Origin of the sequence: Phocaeicola sp. ICN-14070 (genome assembly GCF_037892625.1) — a bacterium.
Taxonomy (GTDB): domain Bacteria; phylum Bacteroidota; class Bacteroidia; order Bacteroidales; family Bacteroidaceae; genus Phocaeicola; species Phocaeicola plebeius.
On the sequence record NZ_JBBKBF010000010.1, the window covers coordinates 20046 to 38690 of the forward strand.

The 18645-nt window shown below is 43.9% G+C and carries 18 protein-coding genes; 10 read left to right on the forward strand and 8 right to left on the reverse strand.

All coding sequences use genetic code 11. From position 1 onward, the window contains the following. The first annotated feature begins 145 nt into the window (after positions 1-145). On the forward strand, positions 146-1033 hold the full coding sequence (locus WKT20_RS04870; protein ID WP_040313286.1) for a YitT family protein: 888 nt from the start codon (positions 146-148) through the stop codon (positions 1031-1033). A gap of 21 nt (positions 1034-1054) precedes the next feature. After that, the gene (locus tag WKT20_RS04875; RefSeq protein ID WP_117701309.1) at positions 1055-1645 is read left to right on the forward strand and encodes a Crp/Fnr family transcriptional regulator; all 591 of its coding nucleotides are present in this window, start codon (positions 1055-1057) and stop codon (positions 1643-1645) included. Positions 1646-1680: 35 nt separating this feature from the next. Here the strand turns inward: WKT20_RS04875 and WKT20_RS04880 are convergent, their stop codons facing one another. The 5 genes from WKT20_RS04880 to thiD all read right to left on the reverse strand — a co-directional run bounded on the left by WKT20_RS04880 (position 1681) and on the right by thiD (position 8320). Beyond that, on the reverse strand, positions 1681-2928 hold the full coding sequence (locus WKT20_RS04880) for a hypothetical protein (RefSeq protein WP_117701311.1): 1248 nt from the start codon (positions 2926-2928) through the stop codon (positions 1681-1683). Between the two features lie 11 nt (positions 2929-2939). Beyond that, positions 2940-4598: an AMP-binding protein gene (locus WKT20_RS04885; RefSeq protein ID WP_117701313.1), complete on the reverse strand. Its 1659-nt coding sequence runs from the start codon at positions 4596-4598 to the stop codon at positions 2940-2942. A gap of 126 nt (positions 4599-4724) precedes the next feature. Next, positions 4725-6425, reverse strand: a complete 1701-nt coding sequence (locus WKT20_RS04890) for an alpha-amylase family glycosyl hydrolase (protein ID WP_340416960.1) — start codon at positions 6423-6425, stop codon at positions 4725-4727. Positions 6426-6538: 113 nt separating this feature from the next. Continuing rightward, the gene (gene fabD / locus WKT20_RS04895; protein WP_118162880.1) at positions 6539-7426 is read right to left on the reverse strand and encodes an ACP S-malonyltransferase; all 888 of its coding nucleotides are present in this window, start codon (positions 7424-7426) and stop codon (positions 6539-6541) included. Between the two features lie 60 nt (positions 7427-7486). After that, positions 7487-8320 carry a bifunctional hydroxymethylpyrimidine kinase/phosphomethylpyrimidine kinase gene (thiD, locus tag WKT20_RS04900; RefSeq protein WP_340416961.1) on the reverse strand — a complete coding sequence of 278 codons (834 nt, stop codon included), beginning with the start codon at positions 8318-8320 and terminating at the stop codon, positions 7487-7489. An 82-nt stretch (positions 8321-8402) separates the two neighbouring features. Between thiD and WKT20_RS04905 the strand changes: the two genes are divergently transcribed. Further along, the gene (locus WKT20_RS04905) at positions 8403-9467 is read left to right on the forward strand and encodes a mannose-1-phosphate guanylyltransferase (protein ID WP_117701322.1); all 1065 of its coding nucleotides are present in this window, start codon (positions 8403-8405) and stop codon (positions 9465-9467) included. Between the two features lie 88 nt (positions 9468-9555). Here the strand turns inward: WKT20_RS04905 and tpx are convergent, their stop codons facing one another. Beyond that, positions 9556-10059, reverse strand: a complete 504-nt coding sequence (tpx, locus tag WKT20_RS04910) for a thiol peroxidase (protein WP_118242782.1) — start codon at positions 10057-10059, stop codon at positions 9556-9558. A gap of 128 nt (positions 10060-10187) precedes the next feature. Here tpx and WKT20_RS04915 point away from each other — a divergent pair, with 128 nt between their 5' ends. Beyond that, positions 10188-11102: a DUF368 domain-containing protein gene (locus WKT20_RS04915; RefSeq protein ID WP_117701324.1), complete on the forward strand. Its 915-nt coding sequence runs from the start codon at positions 10188-10190 to the stop codon at positions 11100-11102. 263 nt (positions 11103-11365) lie between these two features. Here WKT20_RS04915 and WKT20_RS04920 read toward each other — a convergent pair whose 3' ends face one another. Beyond that, positions 11366-13105, reverse strand: a complete 1740-nt coding sequence (locus tag WKT20_RS04920) for a glutamine--tRNA ligase/YqeY domain fusion protein (RefSeq protein ID WP_340416962.1) — start codon at positions 13103-13105, stop codon at positions 11366-11368. Positions 13106-13562: 457 nt separating this feature from the next. Between WKT20_RS04920 and WKT20_RS04925 the strand changes: the two genes are divergently transcribed. The 4 genes from WKT20_RS04925 to WKT20_RS04940 all read left to right on the forward strand — a co-directional run bounded on the left by WKT20_RS04925 (position 13563) and on the right by WKT20_RS04940 (position 16641). Continuing rightward, positions 13563-14837 (forward strand): replication-associated recombination protein A, encoded by a 1275-nt coding sequence (locus WKT20_RS04925; RefSeq protein WP_022053674.1) that lies wholly within the window; start codon positions 13563-13565, stop codon positions 14835-14837. Positions 14838-14863: 26 nt separating this feature from the next. After that, positions 14864-15823: a D-2-hydroxyacid dehydrogenase gene (locus tag WKT20_RS04930; protein WP_270653806.1), complete on the forward strand. Its 960-nt coding sequence runs from the start codon at positions 14864-14866 to the stop codon at positions 15821-15823. A gap of 14 nt (positions 15824-15837) precedes the next feature. Beyond that, positions 15838-16305, forward strand: coding sequence for a C-GCAxxG-C-C family protein (locus WKT20_RS04935; protein WP_118243070.1), 468 nt, complete (start codon positions 15838-15840; stop codon positions 16303-16305). A gap of 132 nt (positions 16306-16437) precedes the next feature. Beyond that, positions 16438-16641: a winged helix-turn-helix domain-containing protein gene (locus WKT20_RS04940; protein WP_022053671.1), complete on the forward strand. Its 204-nt coding sequence runs from the start codon at positions 16438-16440 to the stop codon at positions 16639-16641. Positions 16642-16713: 72 nt separating this feature from the next. On the opposite strand, the gene WKT20_RS04945 is transcribed toward WKT20_RS04940, so the two are convergent. Next, positions 16714-17628, reverse strand: a complete 915-nt coding sequence (locus tag WKT20_RS04945; protein WP_117701332.1) for a cation diffusion facilitator family transporter — start codon at positions 17626-17628, stop codon at positions 16714-16716. Positions 17629-17805: 177 nt separating this feature from the next. Here WKT20_RS04945 and WKT20_RS04950 point away from each other — a divergent pair, with 177 nt between their 5' ends. Next, a complete protein-coding gene (locus WKT20_RS04950) occupies positions 17806-18012 on the forward strand; it encodes a hypothetical protein (protein ID WP_007562893.1) in 207 nt (68 codons plus the stop codon). 155 nt (positions 18013-18167) lie between these two features. Further along, positions 18168-18632, forward strand: a complete 465-nt coding sequence (locus WKT20_RS04955) for a MaoC family dehydratase (RefSeq protein WP_007562891.1) — start codon at positions 18168-18170, stop codon at positions 18630-18632. Positions 18633-18645: the final 13 nt, after the last annotated feature.

Consider the following 18645-nt stretch of genomic DNA (forward strand, 5'->3'; position numbering starts at 1 on the left):
TTGGCGGCAAAAGTACGAAAATCATGTCATTTTTAAAAGATTGTCCCTGCTTTATTTTTCTTATTTTTTGAAATTGATATAAGTCAATTGTATGGAATTTTTCTTACTTTTGCACCTGGAAATTTTAAAGATAATCTATACGAAAATGAATCCAGCTTTGCCTGCTACTAGAAAGCAGAAAATTTTGAGAGAGACCAAAGATTATTTAATGATTGCTTTGGGTATGATTATGTATGGTATTGGATGGACCGTGTTTCTGTTGCCAAGTGATATTCCTTCGGGAGCGGTGCCGGGTATTGCATCTATCGTTTATTGGGGCACAGGTTTTCCTGTACAATATACTTATCTGATTATAAATTTTCTTTTGCTTCTTCTGGCTTTGAAGATTCTAGGGTTGAAATTCTGTCTGAAGACCATATTTGCCGTCTTTACATTGACGTTTATATTGAGTGTAATTCAGAAGTTTGTTACAGGGGAACTGATTCATGACCAGCCTTTTATGTCGTGTGTGCTGGGAGCTTCTTTCTGTGGAGCCGGTATTGGAGTCGCATTCTCTGCCAACGGAAGTACGGGAGGTACCGATATTATTGCAGCTATTATCAATAAGTATCGTGACATTACGTTGGGAAGGGTTATCTTGATTTGTGACGTAATTATTATTTCTTCAAGTTATTTGGTACTGCATAATTGGGAAAAAGTGGTTTACGGATATGTGGTGCTCTTTATATCCAGTTTTGTATTGGACCAGGTAGTAAACAGTGCCCGTCAGTCTGTGCAGTTCTTTATTATATCCAGCAAATATGAGGAAATAGGTGCCCGTATCAATAAAGACTTGCATCGTGGAGTTACGTTTATTGACGGGGTAGGTTGCTATACTCATAACGGAGTGAAAATGATGTTTGTGCTGGCTAAGAAAAGAGAATCCAACACTATTTTCCGTCTGATTAAAGACATTGACCCCAAGGCTTTTGTTTCGCAGAGTGCCGTTATTGGTGTGTTTGGAGAAGGTTTCGATCGCATCAAGGTCAAATAAGTATTTTATAAACAGAATGATATGATGACAAATATAGAAGTAGCCAAGATTATGGTTTCCGGGATGAAATGTCTTTTAAGCCGGGAGCAGATTCATGAACTGGCCGATATATTGATTTGCCGGAAATTTAAGAAGGGTGAACGTATACTGGATGAAGGCGATGTTTGTCGTTCCATGCTCTATCTGGAAAAGGGATTGACACGTCAGTTTTATTTTAAATACGATAAGGACTTGACCGAACATATAGCGTATGAAGGAGGCGTCGTGATTTGTTTGGAAAGCTATTTGAAGGAAGAACCTACCCGCCTGATGATTGAAGCATTGGAGCCTACCATTGCATGGGGTATTCCTAAAGATAAAATAGAACAATTGGCTTTAAAAGATGCTGAGATAGGAGTGTGGTATCGCAAGCTATTTGAAGCCTCTTTGATTGAATCTCAGGTAAAGGCTGATACGTTGCGTTTTGAATCGGCGCATGAACGTTATAATAAACTGCTTCAGCTGCATCCCGAAATTCTGAAGCGTGCTCCTTTGGTCTATATCGCTTCTTTGTTGCAAATGACACCGGAAACCCTGAGCCGTGTGCGTTCTGCAAGTTTGATGGATAAGTAAAATCTTTTATTGCAATAAAAAAGGAATGGCTTTGTTTAGAACAAAACCATTCCTGCTTCAATCACCATTTTCTTGTCATAAGCCTGGTTGCCTTTATATGTGCGGGTCCATCCGTATCCACCGGAAAGGAACAGACCGAATTTCTTTGTCAAGCTATATTCCAAACTTATTCGTGGCTCGAGAGCGTATAAGCGGGCCGGATAGCCGTTGTGCTTGTTTTCCAATGATTCGATGTGATAATATCCAAGGTCGGCACTGAGGTCTAATTTGTCAGTCAGGCTGTGATACACGCCGGCACGATAGAACCCTGTGACGGAAAGCTTATTGTCTACGCCCAGATAGTATGCACCTGTACCGATTTGCGTATAAGTATATTTGTTCTTGAACCGGATAGACAGGCTGGCTTTATTGGCATTACCTCCGGATATAATCATTTGTACGCGGGTTTGTGGCTTCAGGTTGATACAGCCAATCTGATGGGCCGTACTGTCTGTACTTACATTGACAATTCCAATCTGATAACCTTTGGAACTGTTTTTAGTATTGACATTTCCTACTCCTAACTGTACTCCTCTGTTATTGACGCTGTAGTTGAGCAATGCGGTTTGTACCCCTTTGTTTTCTACACTCACATTCCCAAGTCCGGCTAATTGCCATCCTTGGTTAGACTTTCCACTTACGTTCAATAGCGAGGTCAGTTGTACACCTCTGGAGGAGTTTCCAGAAACGTTCATCAGTCCTCCAATAATGAGTCCTGCCTGAATGTCCTTGTTTACGTTGGCCAAGCCTGAGATGGCGAGTCCTCTGGTATCTTCACTGACATTCACCAAACCGGCAATACCTACGCCTTTAATGTCTCCTCCGGAAATATTTCCTAAACCGGCAATAGATAAACCGTATGCAGAAGTACCTGTGACGTTTGTCAGACCGGAAAGGATAAATCCGCAAGCTCTTTTACCCGTCACATTGGCAATACCGGAGATTTGTACCCCTGTAGACTTTAGTCCAGATACATTGGTAAATCCGGAAATCTGCATACCATATGAATTATAATGCTGAAGGCTGGAAATCGCGTTGATACCAAGTCCGTTCAAACAAGAATAATTGCTAAACAAGCCGAGGTTTACGTATGTCCTTGGCGGGAATTTCTTTTTATTGGTGATGTTCAGTGAAACGTTCGGACCTTTTTTCAAGGTTGATACCGGTTTCGTTTCCTGTGCAGATAAGTGCGTTCCTGTCAGGATACTTCCTAACAGGAACGCGGATATAAATGTTCGTTTCATGATGCTACTTGCTACTTGACTTCTTGGTATAAGAAGCGCTTGATGCTCTTCTTAGGTGTCTTTTCAAATTCTTCCGGATAAATCTTGATGCGCGTAATCTGAGAATAAGCAGGAAGTTCCGCATTTGCTGCCATGCGGTTTTCTTCCATGATTCTTTCAATATCGGCGTCGGTTAACCCTTGTTTGTATGCCTCTTCAAAGTCTGGATAGATAAGTGCAGCCAGTTTATGATCACTTTGCTGAATCACAATGTTTTCACATACATACGGCAGGTTACTAATCTTTTCTTCGATTTCTTCCGGATAGATATTTTGTCCGGATGGTCCTAACAGCATATTCTTGCTTCGTCCCTTGATGGTAACATTTCCGTTCTTATCAATTACTCCCAAGTCACCTGTATGCAACCAACCTTCTGCATCGATGGCTTGTGCAGTTGCCTCCGGATTCTTGTAATATCCCAGCATCACGTTTTCTCCTCTTGTAAGGATTTCTCCTACAATATTTTGAGGGTCCGGACTGTCGATCTTTATTTCCATGCGTGGGGCTGCTTTTCCGCAAGATCCCGGTTTGTAGCGCAACCAGTCTTCGTAGCAGATAATCGGTCCGCATTCAGTCATTCCATATCCTACCGTATACGGGAAATCCAGGCTTCTGAGTAGTCTTTCTACGTCCTGATTGAAGGCTGCTCCTCCAATAATGACTTCGTAGAAATTTCCACCGAAAGCCTGCACCATGTGTTCACGTACGGCTTCCTTAATCTTATCGTTAATCAAAGGAACTTTCAGCAGAAGTTTCATTTTCAGTGTTTCCAGCTTAGGCAACACATTCTTTTTGATAATCTTCTCAATGATAAGTGGAACTGAAATGACAATGTTGGGTTTTACTTCCGAAAAGGCCTGGAAAATAATCTTGGGACTTGGCATGCGGGTCAGGAAGTACACATGGCAGCCTGCACAGAATTCATAGATAAATTCAAATGCCAGTCCGTACATGTGTGCCATGGGTAAGATGGAGATTACCTTATTGCCAGGTTGCAGGGTCAATACCTCAAATGCAAACTGTGTATTCGACCACAGACTGCGGTAAGGAAGCATTACCCCCTTGGAGAAGCTGGTCGTTCCGGAGGTATAGTTGATAAGTGCCAGCTCTTCCGGAGTATCTCTTCGGTAGCTGACATGCTCTTTCCGGAAATTGCGTGGAAATTTCTTTCCAAACATTTCATTCAAGTGTTCGCGGGCATATTCCAGCTGCTTGCTGCGGCATACTAACAAGGTAAAGTCGGTCATCAGAATGATACCTTCCAGATTTGGCATTTCAGCCTCGTTCAATGCTTCCCATACCACATCTCCTACAAAGAGAAGACGAGCGTCAGAATGATTGACGATATTATGTACATTGTCTGCCTTAAATTCATGAAGAATAGGAACTGCTACCGCACCGTATGTCAGGATAGCTAAAAAGGCTACTCCCCAGTGCGAACTGTTGCGTCCGCACAAGGCCACCTTATCGCCCGGCTTGATACCGCTTTCTTCCAGCAGAATATGCAGTTTTTCTATTTTACGTGCTACATCCTTATATTGCAGAGTGGCACCTTTATAGTCTGTCAGGGCATCCAGGTCCCAGTTCTTTTTGATGCTGTCCTCAATGAAGGCCAAAAAACTTTTTTCCATATAATTGTATTTATAGTTTGCACAAAGTTATGCTATTTGTGCAAAGATACCTTTTTGTTTCAAGTTTCCAAACAAAATAAATTAAAACTATTTACGTTTGAAAGCTATCGGTCCTGTTTCGGCTGCTTATTTTACTTTTAGTTTAAAAATCTTTCCACCGTATGCTGGCAATTCCGTGCAAGTGGGATTTTCGGGCGTGAAGCAGATTTTCTCTGTTTTTCCGGTAAGCAGGTCCTTGGCATTGCATTGGGCAGATGGAGTCATTTTAAAGTATTCAAATGCATGAGCCGGCACATTAACTGCTACCTGACTTGCCGTATCACTGAAGTTTACGATAATAAAGAGTGCTTCCTGACCGTATTTGCGCATGAAAGCGTACTGTTTGTGTTCGTTCATCTGCCAGCCGTTCAGGTTCACATACATCAGGTCGAAGAATTCACCTTTGCTGATAGCCTGTTCTTTCTGGCAGATATGCAGGATGGTTTCGTAAGTTTTACGCAGCTCCTTCTCCTTTTCACTGAGCAGATGCGTATTCCAGCGCCCGCGGTTACTCCAGCGGTAAATGCTGTCTACGTTCCAATAGTCGAAGATGGTGGTTCGTCCGTCCTGTCCGCTGAAACCCTCGCAGTCCATTCCCTTTTCGCCCAATTCCTGTCCGAAATAAATCATGACTGGATTGCTTCGCAGGCAGGAAGATACGATGAAGGCAGGAACAGCCTTGAAAGGATTGCCGGCAAAGAAGTCGGATGCAATGCGCTGCTCATCGTGGTTTTCCAGGAAATTCAGCATGTGGTCCTGAATATCGTCCACGCTTTGCCAGCAATGGGTAATTCCGGTGGCTGAACCATATCCGCAAGTAATGTTTCTCAGTGTGTCATAAAGTCCTACCTTATCATATAGGTAATCGAAATGTCCGTTGTAAATATAGTTACGGTATTCATTCGGGTTGTATACTTCGGCAATAAAGATAATCTGCGGGAATGCAGCCTTGATGCGCGGAATGACCCATCCCCAGAATTCGCAAGGCACCATTTCGGCCATGTCACAACGGAAACCGTCGATACCTTTCCCGGCCCAGTAGCTCAGTATGTCCTCCATTTTTTTCCAGGTGTCCGGAATCGGGTCGAAATGTCCTCCGGTGTGATGCAGGTAATCTACTCCATAATTCAGCTTGATGGTTTCATACCAGTCGTTCCGGTTGGGCCATGCATCAAAGCGGTCGTTTCCGGTAGCCTTGGCCGGCATTTCTTCGTAATTCCCCTGTTCCGGGTCATAAAGGTCAATTTCGCCTGCTAACTTTTGTCCCGGTATATAGTAGAAATTGTTTTGTGGATTGAAATCCTGAGAGCAGTCATCCTCCTCACCCAAATCCTTTACACCAGCCGGTTTGGCCAGAGAGTGATACTGCCGTGCCACATGGTTAGGAACAAAATCCATGATGACCTTCAGTCCGCATTCATGGCTGCGTGTAACCAAATGTTCGAATTCCTCCATACGCTTGTCTACATGCTCGGCCAAGTCCGGGTCGATGTCATAATAATCGCGGATGGCATACGGAGAGCCTGCTTTCCCTTTCACAATGGAAGGATGGTTTTTAGAAATGCCGTATGCGGTATAATCTGTTTGCGAAGCATGTGCTATCAGTCCGGTGTACCAGATGTGCGTAGCACCTAATTTTTTTATTTCGTGCAAGGCCTGTTTGGTAAAATCATTCATTTTTCCACATCCGTTTTCTTCAAGGCTGCCATTTGGACGGCAGGTCTTGTTCTGGTTACCAAACAAGCGGGTAAAAACTTGGTATATGATAATTTTTTCTGTTGTTTCCATAATGCTTGAATAATTTTAAAAACGAAAAAAGCACGAATTATACTTTCGCACGGATAAAAAAGAGAATCCGTCTGCTTTGTATAATTCGTGCCCTTGTCAGACTCATGGTCTGATTATGCTATTCCATGCGCATTGGCGTCTTTGTTGATTTTCTTGATCAATCCTTGCAATACTGCACCCGGACCACATTCTGTGAAGTCATCAGCTCCGTCAGCAATCATCTGCTGTACAGTCTGTGTCCAGCGTACAGAAGCGGTAAGCTGTGCTACCAGATTCTTCTTGATTTCAGCCGGATCAGTGTGTGGAAGTGCATCCACGTTCTGATAAATCGGGCATTTCGGGGTGTGGAATTCAGTAGCGTTGATAGCAGCTTCCAGTTCCACTTTAGCTGGGTCCATTAGTGGAGAGTGGAACGCACCACCCACTTTCAGCGGGAGGGCACGTTTGGCACCTGCAGCTTTCATCAGTTCGCAAGCCTTGTTGATACCTTCGATGCTACCAGAAATAACAATCTGTCCCGGGCAGTTGTAGTTGGCTGCCACACAAACTTCTCCTTCAGCGGCAACTGAAGCACAGATTTCTTCTACTTTCTCATCAGGCAATGCGATGATGGCAGCCATGGTTGACGGCTGAGCTTCGCATGCTTTCTGCATAGCCATGGCACGTGCATACACCAGTTTCAATCCGTCTTCGAATGACAAAGCACCAGCAGCTACCAAGGCAGAAAATTCGCCCAAAGAGTGTCCGGCAGTCATTTCCGGCTGGAAAGCGTCGCCCATGCACAAGGCAGAGATTACAGAGTGCAGGAATACGGCAGGCTGTGTCACCTTAGTCTGACGCAAGTCTTCGTCAGTACCTTCGAACATGATGTCTGTAATGCGGTAACCTAAAATATCATTGGCTTTCTCGAATAATTCTTTAGCGAGCGGAAAGTTTTCGTACAGGTCTTTTCCCATACCTACGAATTGTGCTCCTTGTCCAGGAAATACAAATGCTTTCATAATGATTATCTTTCTTGTTTATAAGTTATTGTCTGCAAAGGTAATGATTCTTTTGAGATATTACTCGTTTTTGTCGAAAATGTGCATGGCGACGGGAGAGTGGAAGTGGTTCAACGGGCCGTGTCCGCCTCCGATGCAAACGTCTTTTCCAGATTCAATACCTTTGTATACATATTGTTTGGCTTTCTCTACAGCTACTGACATGGGTTCTCCCAATGCCAGAAACGTGGCGATGGCAGAAGACAAGGTACATCCCGTGCCGTGTGTATTCCGGCTGTCTACTTTCGGGGCTGTAAACAAGTGCGGGGCTTCTTCCGTAGCCGTTTGCAGCACATCGCACATCAGTCCTCCGTCCAGGTGTCCTCCTTTGATGAGCACTCCTTTACATTCTAGTTTCAACATTTCTTTTGCCTGACGCTTCATGTCTTCCACAGTACTGATTTTTTGTCCGGCCAGGATTTCCGCTTCACTCAGATTGGGGGTGATGAGGCTGGCCAGAGGTATAAGCCGGGTAGTGATGGCTTCGATGGCTTCGTCTTCCATCAGCTTGCATCCGCTGGTCGACACCATAACCGGGTCGAACACCACATATTCAGGATGATATTTGAGAATAGATTCTGCTATTACCTTTACGATTTCTGCATCATTGATCATTCCGATTTTTACAGCTTTAGGACGTATGTCGTCCATAACGGCCTCTATTTGTCCTTTCACGTAAGCAGGGGGGACGGGGTGAATGCCTGTTACTCCGAGCGTGTTCTGCACGGTAATGGCAGTAATGGCACTGGCTGCGTATGCTCCCAGGGCGGATATAGCTTTGATATCGGCTTGTATGCCTGCGCCACCGCTACAGTCAGATCCGGCGATGGTCAGGACGCATGGATATGTTCTCATTTTCAGTTGATAATTTTTTGCAAAGATAGGAAATATTCAAATTAATGAGTTAACTTTGCGAAGTTACCAAGAAAAGTTTGTTATGAATCCAATGAATAATCATGTGGTCATTATGGCCGGAGGCATAGGCAGTCGCTTTTGGCCGATGAGTAGTCCAGAAATGCCCAAGCAGTTTATTGATGTGCTGGGTTGTGGACGTACGCTCATTCAATTGACCGTCGATCGTTTTAAAGATGTGTGTCTGCCGGAAAATGTATGGGTGGTAACCTCGGCCAAATATGCGGAGATTGTAAAAGAGCAGCTCCCTGAGGTTCCTGTTGATCATATTTTGTTGGAGCCTTGCCGCCGTAACACGGCGCCTTGTATTGCGTATGTGAGCTGGAAAATCAAGGCACGTAATCCGAAAGCCAATATCGTGGTGACACCGAGTGACCATGTGGTAATGAACGTACGTGAGTTTGGTCGTGTTGTCACATCGGCTATGAAGTTTACGGCCGACTCGGATGCTATTGTCACATTGGGTATGAAAGCCAATCGTCCGGAAACAGGTTACGGCTATATTGAAGCAGACTTGTCGATGGCGTGTCCTTCCAATAAGGAAATTTATCGGGTAGATGCGTTCCGTGAAAAACCTGATTTGGCTACGGCAGAACGCTATTTGCAGCGCAGCAACTATTTCTGGAATGCAGGAATCTTTGTATGGAATGTCAATACCATTGTCAATGCCATCCGGGTATATCAACCTGCCATGGCAAGGGTGTTCGAACGCTTGCTCCCTTATTATTACACAGACAAGGAACAGGAGATGGTGGATGAACTCTTCCCGACATGTGAAAATATTTCGGTAGACTATGCAGTAATGGAAAAAGCAGATGAAATTTATGTATTTCCTGCTTCTTTTGGGTGGAGTGATTTGGGTACGTGGGGATCTCTTCATGAAAACTCCAAACGTGATGCGCATAACAATGTCTGCATCGGTTCGAATATAAAAATGTATGAGTCGCGAAATTGCATCGTACATACCACTCAGGAAAAGAAAGTAGTGGTACAGGGGCTTGACGGGTACATCGTGGCTGAAAAAGATAATACGTTGCTGGTATGCCGCTTGACGGAAGAACAGCGAATCAAGGAATTTTCTGCAGAATAAGAAGGGACTGATAGAAGATAGATAAAAAGGAAAAGGGACAGGCGTGAAAGTACGGACTGTCCCTTTTCTTATTTATATACCTTTAAATTTATTTGAGTGCAGCAAGTGCGGCATCATAATCCGGTTCCTCTACGATTTCCGGAACCAGCTGGGTGTAGATAACCTTTCCTTCCGGATTGAGGATAACCACGGCGCGAGCCAATAGTCCACACAGCGGACCGTCGGTCATTAGCACTCCGTAATCCTTTCCGAAGGTAGAAGTATAGCGGAAGTCAGACAAAGGTATGACATGTTCAATTCCTTCAGCCGTACAGAAACGGCCTTGTGCGAACGGAAGGTCTTTTGAAATAGCAAGTACCAGTGTATTTTCCATTCCGGCTGCCAGTTTGTTGAATTTACGTACGGAAGCAGCGCATACTCCAGTGTCCATGCTGGGGAAAATGTTCAATACTACAAATTTTCCTTTGGCATCAGCCAGAGAAAAAGTGCTTAAATCACCTTTTACCAGTGAAAAATCGGGAGCCAGCGCTCCTTTTTGTATAAACTCTCCGGCTAGTGTTACGGGAGTTCCTTGAAATAAAGTTGTTGCCATAATGATTCTATTTTTGAATATTCGTCATAAATATAACAACAAAAACCATAAAATGTTTTTGGAGATAGTGACTCCGAGCGTTTTTTTCACTTACTTTGCATTCGCTAATCATTTATGGATAAAAATTGATGGAACGAAAACTGAAAGACTATGCGGTTCTGATGTTAAAAGGAATGGGGATGGGAGCTGCCGATGTAGTTCCCGGAGTATCAGGAGGAACCATTGCTTTTATTGTAGGTATTTATGACGAATTGATTAATTCGATTAAAAGTATTAACCTGGAAAGCCTGAAACTTTTCTTTTCTGGGAAATGGGCGGCTTTCTGGAAGAAAATCAATGGTAATTTCTTGTTTTTCCTGCTGGCAGGTATCGGTATCAGCGTATTTTCATTGGCCAAGCTGATTACATGGCTGTTGGTAAACCAGCCGATATTGGTGTGGTCGTTCTTCTTCGGACTGGTGCTGGCGTCTACCTGGTTTGTATCGAAAGACATTAAGGAATGGAAGAGCTGGAAAACGTGGGTGGCTTTTGTTATTGGGGCAGTGGTTGCCTTTTATATTACCGTAGCAACTCCGGCCGAAACACCTTCTAATCTGCTTTTCATCTTCCTGTGCGGAGCCATTGCTATTTGTGCCATGATTCTTCCGGGCATTTCCGGTAGTTTCATTCTGGTGCTGTTAGGCAAGTATTTTTTCATTATGGATGCAGTGAAAACGCTTGATGTAGTGGTGATTGCTGTATTTGGAGCAGGTGCCTGCATCGGAATTACCTCTTTCTCGCGTATCTTGTCGTATGCGTTGGCGCATTTCCGTAATATTACGCTGGCGGTACTGACAGGCTTTATGTTGGGCTCCCTGAATAAGGTTTGGCCTTGGAAAGAGGTGGTAGAGACATTTGTCGACAGCCACGGAGAAGTAAAGCCTTTGATAGAAACCAATATATTGCCCAATGCGCATGTGCCGGAAGCAGTAGTGCTGATGGTAGTAGGTTTTTTCTTAGTGTATTTTCTGGAGAAACTTTCGGCTAAGACACCGGTTCGTTAAGGTGTTTCTTTATAGGTATACGATGCCGCTGGAGAGATTTTGAGCGTCTTTTCAGCGGTATTTTTTATGCTTTTCATAAGAATAAGGGAAGAGGTGAAAAACGTAAGTGCGTTTGATATGAAACGCAAGTACATTTGAACTCAAACGTCGAAGCGTTTGAAAAGAAATGCCCTTGCGTTCTGAATCAAACACAAGGGCATTTTTATAAGTTTTTCAACTCCTTAAAATTAGTGTAATAAAGGAGTGTTTTTATCTCCTTACTTTTATTTGTTGATTTTACTCCATGTATCTTTCAATGATACGGTGCGGTTGAATACCAGGTGGTCAGGAGTAGAATCTTTGTCCACATTGAAGTAACCGATACGCTGGAACTGCAGATAGTCGAGCGGTTTGGCATCGGCCAGGAATTTTTCTACGTAGCATTCATTCAGCACTTTCAATGAGTCTGGATTAATCATTTCCTGCATGGCTTCCAGCGGAGAGCATCCTTTGGCTTCACGGATAGCTGCCATTTCATCGCGCGGATTTTCTACCTTCCACAAGCGGTCGTACAAACGTACTTCTGCTTTCAGGCAGTGGTTGCAGCTTACCCAGTGGAGTGTACCTTTCACCTTACGGTTAGCTTCCGGCATACCGCTCTTGGTGTTCGGGTCGTATTCTGCATACACTTCCACCACATTTCCGTTTTCGTCTTTCTTGCAACCTGTACATTTTACGATGTAGGCATTTTTCAGACGAACTTCCTGTCCCGGAGTCATACGGAAATATTTCTTCGGTGCATCTTCCATGAAGTCATCGCGTTCCATCCACAATTCACGGCTGAATTCAATGGTATGTGTACCGGCACTCAAATCTTCCGGATTGTTGATGGCTTCCATTTCTTCCACTTGTCCTTCCGGATAGTTGGTCAGAATCAGTTTCACCGGATTCAGAACGGCAGATACACGCGTAGAACGTGCGTTCAGGTCTTCACGAACGGCACTTTCCAGCAAAGCAAAGTCGTTCAGTGCATCGTATGTAGTATATCCGATTTTGTCAATGAATTTGCGGATAGACTCAGGAGAGTATCCACGACGGCGGAAACCGCAGATAGTCGGCATACGTGGGTCGTCCCATCCGTCTACCAGTCCTTCTTTTACCAGTGTCAGCAGGTTACGCTTGCTCATCAGTGTATAGCTCAGGTTCAGTTTGTTGAACTCATACTGATGCGGGCGGTTGTCGTCCAAGTCTTTTCCGTCTTTTACCCAGTCTACAAACAAATCGTAAAGCGGACGGTGTACCACGAATTCCAGTGTACACAGTGAATGTGTTACTCCTTCAAAGAAGTCGCTCTGTCCGTGTGCGAAGTCATACATCGGGTAAGCCTTCCATTTGTCACCGGTACGGTGGTGAGGAGTTTTTACCACACGGTAGATAATTGGGTCGCGGAAGTGCATGTTCGGGTTGGCCATATCAATCTTGGCACGCAGCACCATCTTGCCTTCTTCGATTTCTCCGGCATTCATTTTCTGGAACAGTTCCAGGCTTTCCTCAATCGGGCGGTTGCGATAAGGACTTTCCGTTCCCGGCTGGGTCGGTGTACCTTTCTGGGCTGCAATTTCTTCCGAGGTCTGTTCGTCTACATACGCCTTTCCTTCTTTGATAAGACGGATAGCGAAATCCCAGAGTTGCTGGAAATAGTCGGAAGCATAATATTCATCTCCCCACTGGAAGCCCAGCCACTGGATGTCTTCCTTAATGGCTTCTACATATTCTACGTCTTCTTTCGTCGGGTTTGTATCATCGAAACGCAGGTTACAGGTTCCTCCGTATCGCTGTGCGATTCCGAAGTCCAGACAAATGGCTTTTGCATGTCCGATGTGCAAGTATCCGTTAGGCTCTGGCGGGAAACGGGTTTGAATTCTTCCACCGTTTTTACCTTCCTGCAAGTCTTTCTCTACAATTTGCTCAATGAAATTCAGGCTTTTCTTTTCTGAATTTTCGGTTGTATTTATTTCTGTCATACGGAAACTTTTTGTTTTTTCTTTTAACTCTGCAAAAATAGTAAAAATAATCTCCTTATAGATAAATGGGAAGAATATTTCTTCGGTGCCATATCCTTTTACTTAAATTTGCTTATCTTTGTAGAGCGCGAAGATGCATGTTGTTAATAATGCTAAAGGAAAGAAAATGAAAAAAACGCAGAATGTGTTTTATGACATGTTTTTTTATTTGGCTACCTGAAAAAAAGGACGCATCTTTGTGCCGTTATCCTGAAAACAATCTTTTTACCTTAAGAAAAAAAACTAATACCTATTGAAAACTTAAAAAGGCCCTTTGTGAAAAGCGCCTTTTTTTTTGCCCTTACATTTGCATTTCAGTTGTGTTTCATCGTGTGATTTTTGTGTGCCGTCGCGGGTTTTCTTTGCGTGTATTCAGAAACTTTCCGTATCTTTGGGGGATATTAATTTAGGTAGAACTATGGCACAACCATTGGCTGAAAGAATGCGTCCGAAGACGCTGGATGAATATATTGGCCAGAAACATCTGGTGGGAGAAGGGGCCGTGTTGCGCAGGATGATTGAAGCGGGGCGGATTTCTTCGTTTATTTTGTGGGGACCGCCGGGAGTGGGGAAGACCACTTTGGCACAGATTGTAGCGAACCGGCTGGAAGTTCCTTTTTATACACTGAGTGCGGTTACTTCGGGAGTGAAGGAAGTGCGTGAGGTGATAGAAAAGGCAAAAGCCAACCGTTTCTTTTCTCAGCAAAGTCCGATATTGTTTATTGATGAAATTCACCGTTTCAGTAAGTCACAGCAGGACTCGTTGTTGGGAGCGGTCGAAACGGGAGTGGTGACGTTGATAGGTGCCACTACCGAGAATCCGTCGTTCGAAGTAATCCGGCCATTGCTTTCCCGGTGTCAGTTGTATGTACTCAAGTCACTGGAAAAGGAAGATTTGCTTGAACTGCTTCATTTAGCCTTGACTAAAGACCCGATATTGAAGGAACGGCAGGTGGAGTTGAAGGAAACGGATGCCATGTTGCGTTACTCCGGAGGAGATGCGCGTAAGTTACTGAACATTCTGGAGCTTGTGATAGAAGCAGATACAGCTAATCCGGTGGTTATTACCGATGAAAAAGTGGTGTCAAGCTTGCAGCAGAATCCTTTGGCCTATGACAAGGAAGGCGAGATGCATTATGATATTGTTTCTGCTTTCATCAAATCCATTCGTGGCAGTGATCCCGATGGAGCCTTGTACTGGCTGGCCCGTATGGTAGAAGGAGGAGAAGATCCGGCATTTATAGCCCGTCGTCTGGTAATTTCTGCTTCAGAAGATATTGGTCTGGCCAATCCGAATGCACTGTTGTTGGCCAATGCGGCCTTTGAGGCAGTGATGAAAATAGGGTGGCCGGAAGGGCGTATTCCATTGGCTGAAGCTACGGTGTATCTGGCCACCAGTCCGAAAAGCAATTCGGCTTATGAAGGAATCAATTCGGCATTGGAGCTGGTACGGCAGACGGGAAACCTTCCGGTTCCGCTACATTTGCGCAATGCACCTACCAAACTCATGAAGCAATTGGGATATGGAAAAGACTATAAATATGCGCATGCGTACAAGGGAAATTTTGTCAAGCAGGATTTCCTTCCGGAAGAGATTCGTACACAGCGTATCTGGCATGCACAGGATAATCCTTCCGAACAAAAACTGAAGGAGCGGATGGTGAGTCTGTGGGGTGATCGTTTTAAAGAATAATATGAATATAGCTTAAGAAGATAGATATGAAGATTGTAATATTAGACGGATATACATTGAATCCGGGAGACTTGTCATGGGAACCTTTGAAAGAGTTGGGTGAAGTGACCGTGTATGAACGTACGGCTCCGAAAGATGTCTGTAAGAGAGCAGAAGGAGCTGAAGTGGTGTTTACGAATAAAGTAGTGCTGGATGAGGCTGTGCTTGAAAAGCTTTCTTCACTGAAATATATAGGCGTACTGGCTACAGGATATAATGTCGTGGATGTGGCGGCTGCGGCCCGAAAGGGGATTGTGGTGACGAATATTCCGGCTTATAGCACCAGCTCGGTGGCTCAGATGGCGTTTGCACACATTCTGAATATTGTGCAGCGTGTGGGATACTATGCCCAGGAAGTAAGTAACGGAAAATGGAGTCGTCAGGCTGATTTTTCTTTCTGGGATGCGCCGTTGCATGAACTTGATGGCAAAAAGATAGGTATTATCGGTTTTGGAAATACGGGACGGGCTACGGCACGTATCGCAGTCGGTTTTGGCTTGGATGTATATGTCTATACCAGTAAGTCGGCCATGGAACTTCCTGCTGATGTACATAAGTGTCCTTCAATGGATGAATTGTTCCGCAAGTGTGACATCGTGAGTTTGCATTGCCCGTTGACGGAAACGACCCGTGAATTGGTGGATGCCCGTAAGCTGGAATTGATGAAGCCGTCTGCTATTTTGATTAATACCGGTCGGGGAGGCTTGGTAAACGAGCAGGATTTGGCGGATGCACTGAACAGTGGCAAAATTGCTGCTGCGGGACTGGATGTGCTTTCTTCTGAACCGCCTCGTGCAGATAATCCGTTATTGAAAGCACGCAACTGTTTTATCACACCACATCAGGCGTGGGCTACGAAAGAAGCGCGTGTTCGACTGATGCAGTTGGCCGTAAATAACCTGAAGGCTTTTTTGGAAGGTAAACCTGTAAATGTAGTCAACAACTAAAAGGAAAGGAAATCATGACGAAAGAAGAACGTATACAGAAAGCTGTTGCGCTGTTTAAGGAGGGCTATAATTGTTCGCAGTCGGTAGTAGGGGCCTATGCCGATATGTATGGTTTTACCTTTGAGCAGGCATTGCATATGGCTGCCTCGTTTGGGGGAGGTATCGGTCGCATGCGGGAGATATGCGGTGCAGCTTGCGGTATGTTTTTGCTGGCAGGTTTGGAACGCTGTGCAGTGGAAGGGGCAGACAGGGAAGGAAAGGCTGCCAATTATAAATTGGTGCAGGAACTGGCTGAAAAGTTTAAGGAAGAATGTGGTACTATTCATTGCAGTGAACTGTTGGGCTTGTCAAAGAAAGAACCTATTGTGGCTACACCCGATGCCCGGACCGCACAATATTATGCCAAACGTCCGTGTGTACGAATGGTGGAAGCGGCAGCAAGAATTTGGGGCGATTTCTTGGAAAATGAAGGGAAATTGTAATAAGAAGCTGTTTTTGGGTTGTAAAATGAAAGTTTTCTCTTTTTTCTTCACGTCTTTTCTTGTTTTTTGTTAATTTTGCCGCAGTTTAATGCACGTCAAGTTTAGGTGTATAATTATAAAAGCAAAAAGACTATGTTAAAAGAAAAAGCAGGTGTCATTGCCGGACAAATCTGGGAGGCACTGAATGAAACAGAAGGCAAAACTCAGAAACAGCTTAAGAAAGAAGCTAAATTGAAAGCAGACAAGGATTTGTTCCTGGGTTTAGGTTGGTTGTTGAGAGAAGATAAAATTGAGACAAGTGAAGTGGATGGAGAGTTATTCGTGAAGTTGAAATAATTCTTATAGAAAAATAGAAAAGTGCGCTGGTTGGAAATTTTTTCTGGTCAGCGCACTTTCTTTTTGTGGTGTTCAGGAGTGATAGCATCCTTTGGCCGCATCTTCACATTGCGAACCTAGGGTTTCAAATTCAATGGTAGAATGGGTAATTCCGTGTTGGGACAACAGTTGTTTAAGTGCATGTTTGATACATTCTATTTCGTTCAGACTAGTAATTACCACGTGAAGGGTAGCGGCATTTTCAGTCGTACTGACAGCCCATACGTGCAGGTGATGCCAGCTTTCCACTCCCGGTGTCTGGCTGATTTCCTGCTCCAGTTTATCGAGGTGGATGTGTTCAGGCACGGCATCCAGTGTAAGATAAAGACTCTCTTTCAAGAGTTTCCAGGTAGAAATCAGGATAATGAGGGCTATGCCCATTCCGATGAACGCATCGAGTGCGTAATAATGGGTCAGGCTGATAAGTATACCCGAGATGACTACACCGACAGATACCAGTGTATCCATGGCCATGTGCAGAAAAGCTCCTTTGATATTTAAGTCGTTTTTCCGTCGGCTCATCAGTAGCAGGGCAGTAGTTCCATTCACTAATATACCCGCTCCGGCAGTCCATGAGATGGCTTCACCGGAAACGGTGCCGGGGGTATATAATTTATAGATGCTTTCAATAAGAATTCCTCCTACGGCAATGAGAAGTATGATGGCATTGGCCAGTGAAACAAGTATGGTGCTTTTTTTATAGCCATAGGTGAAATGGCGATTGCCTTTTCGTGTAGCCATCCGAATGGCGAAGAGCGAAAGCAATAAACTGAAAATATCGCTCAGGTTATGTCCGGCATCGGAGAGCAGCCCTAAGGAATGGTAGGAAAAACCGATGACCGCTTCGGCAATCACGAACAACAGGTTCAGGATGATGCACACGATGAGAGTAGTACTGACCGATTCAATGGCATGATGGCTGTGCACGTGTGAATGAGAATGTGACATAGTTGCAAGTGTTTTTGTTATTATGTAGCGAATTTACCTCCTTTTTTAATTTCTTGTATCAGTTATGTAACAATAACAACCTGGTTGCATAAATCAATAGGGATAATGACGGCATAGAGTTGGTATTTCATGGAAATATGTATCTTTGTGCAGATTAATAAAGTATAGGACTAGGACATGAAAAAAATGTTATGCCCGCAATGCAAAATTGCAGCGATGTATGTAAAAAATGAAGCAGGAGAGCGTCGGTTGGTGTATGTGACTTCTGAAGGAGAAGTCGTACCGAAAAAAGAAGAAGAGTCGCTTGAAGGATTTGATTTAAACGAGGTCTTTTGTCTGGGTTGTTCCTGGCATGGAAATCCTAAACGATTAGTAAAGTATTAATGTCGTTGTTGTAGAAGTAAAATAGCCGAAATCTGAGGATTTGGCTATTTATCATGAGGATTAGGCTACTTTATTTTGATAAGAAAAAGAACCGAAATAAGAAAATATACTTATCTTTGTCTATATTTTATGCTTTTTAAAGAATAAGGATAATTATGGAGAAAGTTATTATTAACTCGTACGAAGAGTTCGAAAAATTGGTAGGCCAGCAGATTGGAGTATCAGAATGGCTTGAAATCCCACAGGAACGTATCAACCAGTTCGCAGATGCTACATTGGATCACCAGTGGATTCATGTGGATGCAGAGCGTGCAAAAGTGGAAAGTCCTTACAAGAGTACAATTGTACACGGGTATCTTACCTTGTCTTTGTTGCCTTATCTGTGGAATCAGATTATCGAGGTGAACAACTTGAAGATGATGGTGAATTATGGAATGGACAAGATGAAGTTCGGCCAGGCAGTATTGTCAGGTCAGAGTGTGCGCCTGGTTGCAGATTTGCACTCATTGGTAAATCTGCGCGGAGTGGCAAAGGCAGAAATCAAATTCTCCATTGAAATTAAAGACCAGAAGAAGAAAGCTTTGGAAGGTATTGCTACTTTCTTGTATTATTTCAACTAATACGCAGCAAAGA